Below are 9283 nucleotides of genomic sequence, written 5' to 3'. Positions count from 1 at the left end.
CCTCCCCGTACGCCATCCGGTCCACGACCTCCACCACCCCGTCCACCGTCTCGCAGAGGCGGACCAGGATCGGGCCGAGGCCCGGGCGTTCCAGGGTGCCGCTCAGCGTCACCCGGCCCTCGTCGACGTCGATGTGCACGGCCGAGGGGGAGAGGCGCAGGATGCGGACGATCACGTCCTCGCGGATCTCCTCCTGGATCGAGCGGTCCCGCCGCAGGAACAGCTGGAGCAGGTCGCTGCGGCTGAGCACCCCGATCAGCCGGCCGTCCGCGTCCACGACGGGGAGCCGCTTCACCCGGTGCCGTTCCATCAGGCGGGCCGCCTCGACGGCCGTCCAGGAGGGCCGGGCCGTCACGGCCGGGCTCGACATCATGGCCTCCGCCGAGCTCGGCCCGTCCTTCGCCGCGTGCCGCCGCAGCAGGTCCGCCTCGGAGACGACGCCCACCGGGCGGTTCTCCTCGTCGACCACCGGGACCGCGGTGATGCCGTACTCGTCGAGGAGCCGCGCGATCTCCTTGAACGACGTCCCGCGCTGCACCGCGACCGCGGTGGGCGTCATCAGGTCCGCGACACTGCGGTGCCTCATCGTCCGTTCCGTCCCTTCTGCGTTCCTTCCTTCATGATCCCGCACCGCGGGAGGAGCGAAGCGCGACGGGGTGCGTCCCGGGGGCTTGTGGGCTTGACGCGACCATGGTTACCTCCGGTAACTCGTTGTCGCGTCACGGAAGAAGGACCCCCATGCCCTCTCCCCGCCCGTCCGGGACCCGCCGCTTCCTCGGAGCCCTCGCCACCGCCCTCGCGCTCGTCGCCACGACGGGCGGCACCGGAGCCGCCGCACCCACCGGGCTCCGTGAGGTGATGTTCGTCGGCAACAACTGGGACGGCACCGCCGACGTCATCGCCTCCCGCGGCGACTTCGGCCGCATCGCGCGCGTGAACGTGATCCCCGACAGGGAGGAGCGCCTCCGCGAGATCTATCTGAATCCCGTGAAGCTCGCCTTCTTCCTCGGCGTCCGCACCGGACCGGGCGAGGGCCACGACCAGTTCGTCGACGACATGTACGCGACGCCCGACGGCTCCGCCATGGTCGTCTCCCGCCCCAGCTTCGCCGACGTCGTCTCCCTCGACCTGCGCACCGGACGGATCAACTGGCGCTTCCCCGTGGCCGGTTACCGCGCCGACCACATGGCCGTCTCGCCCGACGGCACCCGCGTCGCGGTCTCCGCCTCCACCGCGAACACCGTGCACGTCCTGGACATCGCCACGGGACGCCAGGTCGGTTCCTTCAAGACCGGCGACAAGCCCCACGAGAACGTCTTCACCTCCGACGGCCTGCTCTGGAACATGTCCATCGGCGAGGTCACCACCGCGCTCGACGCCCCCTGGCTCGACTGGACCAAGGGCGACCGGAAGATCACCGTCGTCGACGCCCGCACCTTCGAGACCGTCCGCGTCATCGACATGCGCGACCGCCTCGACGCCTTCGGGCGCGGAGACCTCTCCGACGCCGTCCGCCCGCTCGTCTTCACCCCGGACGAGAAGAAGATCTACTTCCAGGTCTCCTTCTTCAACGGCTTCCTGGAGTACGACGTCGACTCCGACCGCATCACCCGCCTCAAGAACCTCCCGGGCAACCCGGCGACCGACCCGGACCGCACGACCTGGGTCAACGACTCGCGCCACCACGGCCTCTCGATCAGTCCCGACGGCGACAAGCTCTGCGTCGCCGGGACCATGGACGACTACGCCACCGTCGTCGACCGCGCCACGCTCGAGCAGGGCCCGCTCGTCCCGGCCTCCAAGCCCTACTGGGCGACCGTGAGCGGCGACGGCAAGTCCTGCGTCGTCTCCGAGAGCGGCGCCGACCGGGTCACGGCCATCGACTTCGCCACCGGGCAGCGGGTGGCCTCCGTCGACGTCGGCGACCACCCCCAGCGGGTACGGCTCGCCCGCGTCCCCGCCGACTGGACCGGCCCCGCGGCCGGCTGACACCCCGGACACGGAGAGGGGCCGTCGGATCCGACGGCCCCTCTCCCCTTGCGCTCAGGACCTGTTGACGGCCACCTCGTAGAGCGAGTAGCCCCAGTCCGTGGCCCGCTTCACCCCGTGGATGCGCACGTAGCGGGCCGACTGCGAGTCGAACGTCGCCGTGTCGTAGCCGCCGTCACCCGCGTCCGTGGACCACACGTCCTTCCAGGTCGTGCCGTCCTCCGACAGCTCGATCCGGTACGCGCGCGCGTAGGCCCGCTCCCAGTCCAGCGTGACCCGGCCGACCCGGCGCACCGAGCCCAGGTCCACCTTCAGCCACTGGTCGTCCGACCACTCGCTGGCCCAGCGGGTCCCCGTGTTGCCGTCGACCGTGAGACCGGGCGAGAAGTCCACGAACGGGTTCCACCACTGCGTGGTGGAGGCCGACACCGGCTGCCCGGCCGCCAGGTTCACACCCGGCTCGTGGTCCTCGGTCCGCTTCCAGGTGGTCAGGTACGACTCCGCTCCCCGCGACAGGTCGTCCACGACGCTCTGACCACCGGGGGAGAGCCGGATCTGCTCGACCCAGTCCGGCACGAGACCGTTGTGCGCGGCGCCGTCGGTGTTGAGGTCCCAGGTGCGCTCACCGGTGACCTGGCGGTCGAGGACCGAGCCTCCGTCGAAGCTGCGGAACGGGTACTTCACCGCGTTCGGCGCGTCGGCCCCGACCGGACCCGGATGGGCGCCGACGCCGTTCATGTCGGTGCCGTAGCCGAGACCGACCCCGTACTTCTTGCGCAGTTCGGCCTTCTGCCCGGCCTCGCCGACGAAGCCCTGGGCGCTGCCCATGTACTGGGCGACGAAACCGCCGAGCCCGTAGACCCGGTCCGTCCAGTCCAGGTCCATCCAGCTGTGGCTGGAGATGACGCCCGGGTACTCCTCGGCCTCCAGGATGTCGAGCGCCCGCCCGGCGGCCTTGACGCTCATGTGGTCCAGCTCCAACATCATGCCGCGCTGGATCATGCCCTTCAGGGCGTACTCACCGAGCCGCGTGAGACCACGGGTGTTGCACTGGGCGTCGGAGGCGTACGAGGGGACGCTCACCCCGGCCGGCAGCTTCTCGGCCATCGCGGGCGGCGCGGCGGCGAGGCCGATCGGGTTGTCGTGCTGCGGGCCCGCGCACTTCTCGGTGGCCCAGAAGGTGCCGGTCGACAGGAACTGGCCGATGTTCACGGCGACACCGGTCGTGCCGCTGTCGAAGCGGACACCGCACAGAGCGTTGTCGAACTTGTGGCACAGGAACATGCTGCGCACGCCGAGCCCGTACAGCTCGTCGAGACCCTTGTCGATGTCCGCCTGGCTGCACTGGGCGATGTCGAGGATCTGCTTGCAGCCGAAGGGCTCCGAGGTCTCCACGCCCAGGACGACGGCGAGCTTGCCCTCCTTGATCACCGAGCGGGCCTGCGCGGAGTCGGTCACGATGCGGAACCAGCCCTTGCCCGGGCCGCCGTACATCTTGTCGATGTAGTCCTGCAGTTCGTAGCTCTTGCGGGCTTCGAGCCGGAGGGCGTCCATCTCGTCGCAGCCGCGGTCGCGCGGCAGGAGCGAGCAGATCAGGCCGTTGGTCACCAGGTCGTTGACCAGGACCCGCTGCCCGCCGCGCCAGGCCCGCTCGACCCACGCGTAGTAGTTCTGCTGGTGGCTCATCGAGTCGGGGGCGGGCCAGTCCTTGAAGGTGGGCCAGCCGACAGGGTCGTGCTTGCCGTTGTCGCCGCCGGTCAGATGCTCGAAGAGCGCGCCGGAGCCGTCCGGGTAGTGCTCCGGGCAGTCCTTGAGCGCGTCGGCGACGCCGGCATCGGAGAAGGTCGCGCCGCAGATCATGCGGCCGCCGAAGCCCTCGTTGGACATCAGGTGGTTGTGCGCGTCGACGAACCCGCGCACCTTCCCCTGCGCGTCCGTTCCCTTGAACGGCTCGCCCGTGACGTTGATCTGGGAGTCGGGGGCGGGCCGCGCGGTGGGTTCCCACCACGAACCGGCGTCGGCCGCGGGGACCGGCCCCGCGCCGAAGACGACGGTGGCCAGGGCGATGAAGAGCGAGACGAGGGCGAACCGCCCGCCCCCTCTGCGCGTTGTTGGTCGATTCATGGTCAGCGATGCCTTCGGTCATGGGGGAGTACCGGGCGTGGGCCGCCAAGTGTTTCTTGCGGTAACAGCGGCTCGGCCCGAGGATCGCGAGGATCGCCGAGTGAGTCAAGGGTCCGGGTCAAATGACCTGTTGATGAAGTGTCAGCCCCCGATCAGCGTGACCAGTTGTTCGGCCGTCGCGTCGAGCAGTGCCGTGGCGGTCCGCTCGTCGCCGAGGACCAGGTACTGCAGGGTCAGCCCGTCGATCATCGCCGCGAGCAGATGCGCGAGCAGGTTCACGGGCACCTTCGGCTCGACCTCGCACACCGCGCAGACCTGCTCGATCAGGACGGTCCCCGAGGCGACGTACTGCTCGTACTGGGCACGTGCCAGATGCTCGAACCCCTCCTCGCGCAGGGCGTACTGGGTGAGCTCGTACGTCAGCATGTGCTCGGCCGGGTGGGCCGTGACGTGGTTCCAGTACGTGCCGAGGGCGCTCCGTACCGTCTCGCGCAGGGTCGCCCTGGGCTCGACCGCGGACATGACGTGGACGACGTAGGTGTCGGTGATCGACTCGATGGCGGCCTCCAGGAGCGCCTGCTTGGAGTCGAAGCAGTAGTGGAAGACGCTCAGCGAGACCTCCGCCTCGGCACAGATCGACCGGGTGGTGGTCCGGGCGACGCCGTCCCTGGTCATCGCCCTGATCGCCGCCTCGACCAGCTGCCTGCGTCGTTCGGCCGACGGCATCCGCGCCATGGTTCCTCCTCGCGTCCGGCGCACAGGGTAACCGCAGCACCCCCGCGCCCCTTTTCTCGACCGGTCCCGTCCGCGACGGGACCGGCCGAGCGAGCCGTCAGGGGGTGTACGGCGTGTCGCTGTGGTGGAGTTCGGTCAGGGTGGGCTCTGTCACGCGGTACACGGCGGAGCGGCGGATCGTCACGGCGGCCGAGGGCTCGGAGTCCCCGCGCGTCAGGTAGACGACGGTCGCCTGGCGCGGTGCCGGTGACGAGACGTCGATCGACTCCACGGGGGTGCGGTCGCCGAGCGAGGCGGCTGCCACGGGCACCGGGGAGCCGGAGTCGTTGCGCCAGGTGACGAGGCCGTAGAACTTGCCCGTGCCGCCGGTGGTGACCTTGACGGCCGCCACGGCGTCCTCGGCGGGGTCGCCCGTCATGTCCCCGATGCCGCACTGCGGCTGAAGCTCGATCACCACGCCGTCGCCCTCCCAACGTCCGTCGGTGAAGGCGACCGTCCCGTCCGGGGCGTCGGGGAAACGGAAGGACGACGTCTGCAGCGGGGCGTTACGCAGCTGGTCGCACGTCAGCGCGCCCGCCGAGGCGTCCTTGCCCGGCTGCGTCGGCTTCTTCGACGTCGACGTCGACGTCGTCGGCGACGGCTTGGCCGATTCCTTTCCCTTGCCCTCGCCCTTGCCCTCGCCCTTCCCCGGAGCCTTCGAAGCGCCCGCGGACTTGTCGGGCTCGGGCTTCGCACCCGCTCCGTCGCCTCCCGTGTCCTGGCAGCCCACCGTGACCGATGCCAGCACCAGGGCCGTGATCAGCCACGTTCCGCGTGCTGTCCGGCTTCTCTTCCCGTTCACCGCAGGACCCCCTTGTGTCCGTTCGCGTCGTCCGTCCGCCGTCCGGCAGCTCCGAAGACGCGCCGTCCCGCACCGCGGTTGCGGGTGCGGGTGCGGGGCAGCGAGGAGGGCAAGGGCGCCGTGGCCTGTACTCGTCCCCGCGACGGGAGATGATAAGCCTTCCCGCGCTCCCGCCTCGTCGGCGAGAGGCCTGGCCGCGCGGGGTGTTTCCGGGCGCGTCCTCCGCGAGGTCAGTCTTCTTCCGGGTCCTTCACGTCGAGGACCTCGCGCAGCGCCGCCACCGCGTGGGCCCGGTGCTCGTCGAGCCAGTGGAGGGCGGCCTCCTCGTCGCCGTGGCGGAGGGCGGAGATGACGGCGCGGTGCTCCCGCACGGCCAGCTTCCGGTGCGGGGCGTCGGTGTAGTAGAGCGAGCGGTACGCGTCGGTGGCGTCCCACAGGGTCGTGATGAGGCGGACCAGGCGCGGCATCCCGGACGCCTCGATCAGGGTGAAGTGGAAGAGTCGGTTCGCCGCCGCCATCGCGGCCACGTCCCCTTCCTCGGCGGCCCGTTCGACGTCCCGCTGGATCCGTTCGAGAGCGGCGACCGTGCCGTCCGGCATCCACCGCACGGCCATGCGGACCGCCTCGGTCTCCAGGAGCTCCCGGATCCGGTAGATCTCCTCCAGGTCGTCGAGGGACAGCTCGGCGACGAAGTAGCCCCGGTGGACGTGATGGACCACCAGGCCCTCGGCCTCCAGGGCCTTCAGGGCCTCCCGGAGCGGGACCCGGCTCACCTCGAACCGCGCCGCCAGGGCCTCCTGGCGGATCGGCCCGCCGGGCCGGAGCTCCCCGCTGGTGATGGCGCGCCGCAGTTCCTCCAGGACGAACTGCTGGGCGGTCTGCGGCCGCCGCCTCTCCGTCGCGCTGCTCATCGCCTGTGACCTTCCGTTCCCTCGTGTCGCCACCGGTGGATCCCTCCGCCGGTGGCGACCATCTTGCTACGTGTGGCCGTTCGCCGCCGAGCCCCTGTGGACAAGCCCGCCCAGCTCCGACCGGACGTCGTCCGTGTGCTCGCCGAGGCGCGGGGGAGCGGTGCGGTAGGAGGGCGGGGTGGCGCCGAGCCGGATCGGGTGGGCGACCTGACCGGGACCGGCCGCGGACTCCGGGACGCGCGGGGCGAGCCCCAGCCGGTCGGCGAGGTCGAAGGCGGCCGCCAGGTCGTTGATCGGCCCGCAGGGCACGCCGGCCGCCGTGAGCTCCTCGAACCAGCCGTCGGCGGTACGGGTGGCGAGCGGGCCCGCGAGGGCCTCGATCAGCTCCTCCCGGTGGGCGACCCGGGCCGTGTTCGTCGCGAAGCGGGGATCCTCCGCCAGCCCGGGCCGGCCGATCCGCTCGCACAGGGTCCCGAACTGCCGGTCGTTGCCCACGGCGAGTACCAGCGGCCGGTCCTGCGCATCGAAGACCTCGTACGGGGCGATGCTCGGGTGCCTGTTGCCCATCGCGCGCGGCACGACCCCGGCGCCGAGGTGGGCGGCGGCCTGGTTGGTGAGCGCCGAGAGGAGGGAGCCGAGCAGGGAGACCTCGACCCGCTGGCCCTCGCCGGTGCGTTCGCGGTGCCGCAGGGCGGCGAGGACGCCCATGCCCGCGTGGAGGCCGGTGATGACGTCGACCAGGGCGACCCCGGCCTTCGTGCCCTGCCCGTCCGGTTCGCCGGTCACGCTCATGAGGCCGCCCATGGCCTGGACGAGCAGGTCGTAGCCCGGCAGTCCGGCGCCCTCGGCGGCGCCGAAGCCGGTCACCGAGCAGTAGACGAGCCCGGGATTGGACGCCCGCACGTCCTCGTATCCGAGGCCGAGCTTCTCCATCGTGCCGGGGCGGAAGTTCTCGACGAGGACGTCCGCGCGGTCCACGATCGCGCGGGCCGCGGCCAGGTCTTCAGCAGCCGTGAGGTCGAGTGCCACGGAGCGCTTGTTCCGGTTCACGCCGAGGAAGTACGTGGCCTCCCCGGCGGCGAACGGCGGGCCCCACGCGCGCGTGTCGTCCCCGGAGCCCGGCCGCTCGATCTTGATCACGTCCGCGCCCAGGTCGGCGAGGAGCATCGTCATGTAGGGCCCGGCGAGCACCCGGCCGAAGTCGGCGACGACGATCCCGGACAGGGCGCCGGCCGTGGGGGGCGTCCCCGGTGTGCCGGGCTGATCTGCGTGCATGCGGCTTCCCTCGCTCCCGCTGGAGGTTGGATCCAGAAAACCGGAGGTTGGATCCAGGCGACTGGAGATCGGATCCAGGCGACTGGAGATTGGATCCAATCGGACCGTACGGTTCGGATCTCGGATTTTCAATACTGGATCCAATATCCGATCTAGGGCTACGCTTCGGCTCGCCGAGTTGCCACAGTCGCCAGGAGGCCGTCCGTGAAGTCGCCGTCCACCCCCGTCCACCCCTTCGACCTGCTCGCCCTCGACGGACTCCTGACCGACGAGGAGCGGGAGATCCGCAACACGGTGCGCGCCGTCGCCGACCGCGAGCTGCGGCCGCACGTCGCCGGCTGGTTCGAGAAGGGCGAGATCCCCGCCCGCGAACTCGCCCGCACCCTCGGCGGCGTCGGCGTGCTCGGCATGCACCTGGAGGGCTACGGCTGCGCGGGCACCAACTCCGTCGCGTACGGCCTCGCCTGTCTGGAGCTGGAGGCCGTCGACTCCGGACTGCGCTCCCTCGTCTCCGTGCAGGGCTCCCTCGCCATGTACGCGATCTGGAAGTACGGCTCCGAGGAGCAGAAGCAGCAGTGGCTGCCGAAGATGGCGGCCGGCGAGTACATCGGCTGCTTCGGCCTCACCGAGCCGGACGCCGGCTCCGACCCGGGCGCCATGCGGACCAACGCCAAGCGGGACGGCTCCGACTGGGTGCTGAACGGCACCAAGATGTGGATCACCAACGGTTCGGTCGCCGACGTCGCCGTCGTCTGGGCGCGCACCGAGGACGGCGTCCGGGGCTTCCTCGTCCCGGCCGGCACCCCCGGTTTCAGCGCCCCGGAGATCAAGATGAAGCTCTCGCTGCGGGCGAGCGTCACCAGCGAACTGGTCTTCGAGGACGTCCGCCTCCCGGCCGACGCGATGCTGCCCGAGGCCCGCGGCCTCTCCGGCCCGCTCGGCTGCCTCAACGAGGCCCGCTTCGGCATCGTCTTCGGCGCGCTCGGCGCCGCCCGCGACTGCCTGGAGACGGCGATCTCCTACGCCAAGGACCGGGTCGTCTTCGCCCGTTCCCTCGCCTCGTACCAGCTGACCCAGCAGAAGCTCGCCGACATGTCCGTCGAGCTCGGCAAGGGCATGCTCCTCGCCCTCCACCTCGGCCGGCTCAAGGACGCGGGCGCGCTCACCCCCGAGCAGGTCAGCGTGGGCAAGCTGAACAACGTCCGCGAGGCGATCGCGATCGCCCGCGAGTGCCGCACGATCCTGGGCGCCAACGGCATCACCCTGGAGTACCCGGTGCTGCGCCACGCCAACAACCTGGAGTCGGTGCTCACCTACGAGGGCACGAGCGAGGTCCACTCCCTGGTCATCGGCAAGGCGCTTACCGGCGAGCAGGCCTTCCGCTGAACCGGCGAGCCCTCCCGGTCCC

8 protein-coding genes are annotated in these 9283 nt (G+C 71.1%); 2 read left to right on the top strand and 6 right to left on the bottom strand.

The features are described from left to right. On the bottom strand, positions 1-586 hold a 586-nt coding region (locus CCN56_RS06630; protein ID WP_086824495.1), incomplete at its 3' end, for a CBS domain-containing protein. Between the two features lie 152 nt (positions 587-738). Here CCN56_RS06630 and CCN56_RS06625 point away from each other — a divergent pair. After that, positions 739-1989, top strand: coding sequence for a YncE family protein (locus tag CCN56_RS06625; protein ID WP_086824493.1), 1251 nt, complete (start codon positions 739-741; stop codon positions 1987-1989). A gap of 54 nt (positions 1990-2043) precedes the next feature. Here CCN56_RS06625 and CCN56_RS06620 read toward each other — a convergent pair whose 3' ends face one another. From CCN56_RS06620 to CCN56_RS06600, 5 genes are all read right to left on the bottom strand, one after another. Further along, complete coding sequence (locus CCN56_RS06620; RefSeq protein ID WP_086824492.1) at positions 2044-4113, bottom strand: discoidin domain-containing protein; 2070 nt, start codon at positions 4111-4113, stop codon at positions 2044-2046. Positions 4114-4254: 141 nt separating this feature from the next. Beyond that, positions 4255-4848: a TetR/AcrR family transcriptional regulator gene (locus CCN56_RS06615; protein WP_086824490.1), complete on the bottom strand. Its 594-nt coding sequence runs from the start codon at positions 4846-4848 to the stop codon at positions 4255-4257. Between the two features lie 97 nt (positions 4849-4945). Continuing rightward, positions 4946-5689, bottom strand: coding sequence for a hypothetical protein (locus CCN56_RS06610; RefSeq protein ID WP_086824488.1), 744 nt, complete (start codon positions 5687-5689; stop codon positions 4946-4948). A 230-nt stretch (positions 5690-5919) separates the two neighbouring features. After that, positions 5920-6600 carry a GntR family transcriptional regulator gene (locus CCN56_RS06605; protein WP_086824486.1) on the bottom strand — a complete coding sequence of 227 codons (681 nt, stop codon included), beginning with the start codon at positions 6598-6600 and terminating at the stop codon, positions 5920-5922. A gap of 66 nt (positions 6601-6666) precedes the next feature. Continuing rightward, a complete protein-coding gene (locus CCN56_RS06600) occupies positions 6667-7875 on the bottom strand; it encodes a CaiB/BaiF CoA-transferase family protein (RefSeq protein WP_086824484.1) in 1209 nt (402 codons plus the stop codon). Between the two features lie 204 nt (positions 7876-8079). On the opposite strand from CCN56_RS06600, the gene CCN56_RS06595 reads away from it, so the two are divergent. After that, positions 8080-9261 (top strand): acyl-CoA dehydrogenase family protein, encoded by a 1182-nt coding sequence (locus CCN56_RS06595; RefSeq protein WP_086824482.1) that lies wholly within the window; start codon positions 8080-8082, stop codon positions 9259-9261. Positions 9262-9283 lie beyond the last annotated feature (22 nt).

Source organism: Streptomyces sp. NRRL B-24572 (genome assembly GCF_002156145.1).
Classification (GTDB): domain Bacteria; phylum Actinomycetota; class Actinomycetes; order Streptomycetales; family Streptomycetaceae; genus Streptomyces; species Streptomyces vietnamensis.
This window is presented reverse-complemented; position numbering and strand designations above follow the sequence as displayed.

What these genes read in the sequence shown, in the direction of transcription:
- CCN56_RS06605 (WP_086824486.1), bottom strand. Translation starts at nt 6,600, where the DNA reads ATGAGCAGCGCGACGGAGAGGCGGCGGCCGCAGACCGCCCAGCAGTTC.
- CCN56_RS06615 (WP_086824490.1), bottom strand. Translation starts at nt 4,848, where the DNA reads ATGGCGCGGATGCCGTCGGCCGAACGACGCAGGCAGCTGGTCGAGGCG.
- CCN56_RS06625 (WP_086824493.1), top strand. Translation starts at nt 739, where the DNA reads ATGCCCTCTCCCCGCCCGTCCGGGACCCGCCGCTTCCTCGGAGCCCTC.
- CCN56_RS06620 (WP_086824492.1), bottom strand. Translation starts at nt 4,113, where the DNA reads ATGAATCGACCAACAACGCGCAGAGGGGGCGGGCGGTTCGCCCTCGTC.
- CCN56_RS06600 (WP_086824484.1), bottom strand. Translation starts at nt 7,875, where the DNA reads ATGCACGCAGATCAGCCCGGCACACCGGGGACGCCCCCCACGGCCGGC.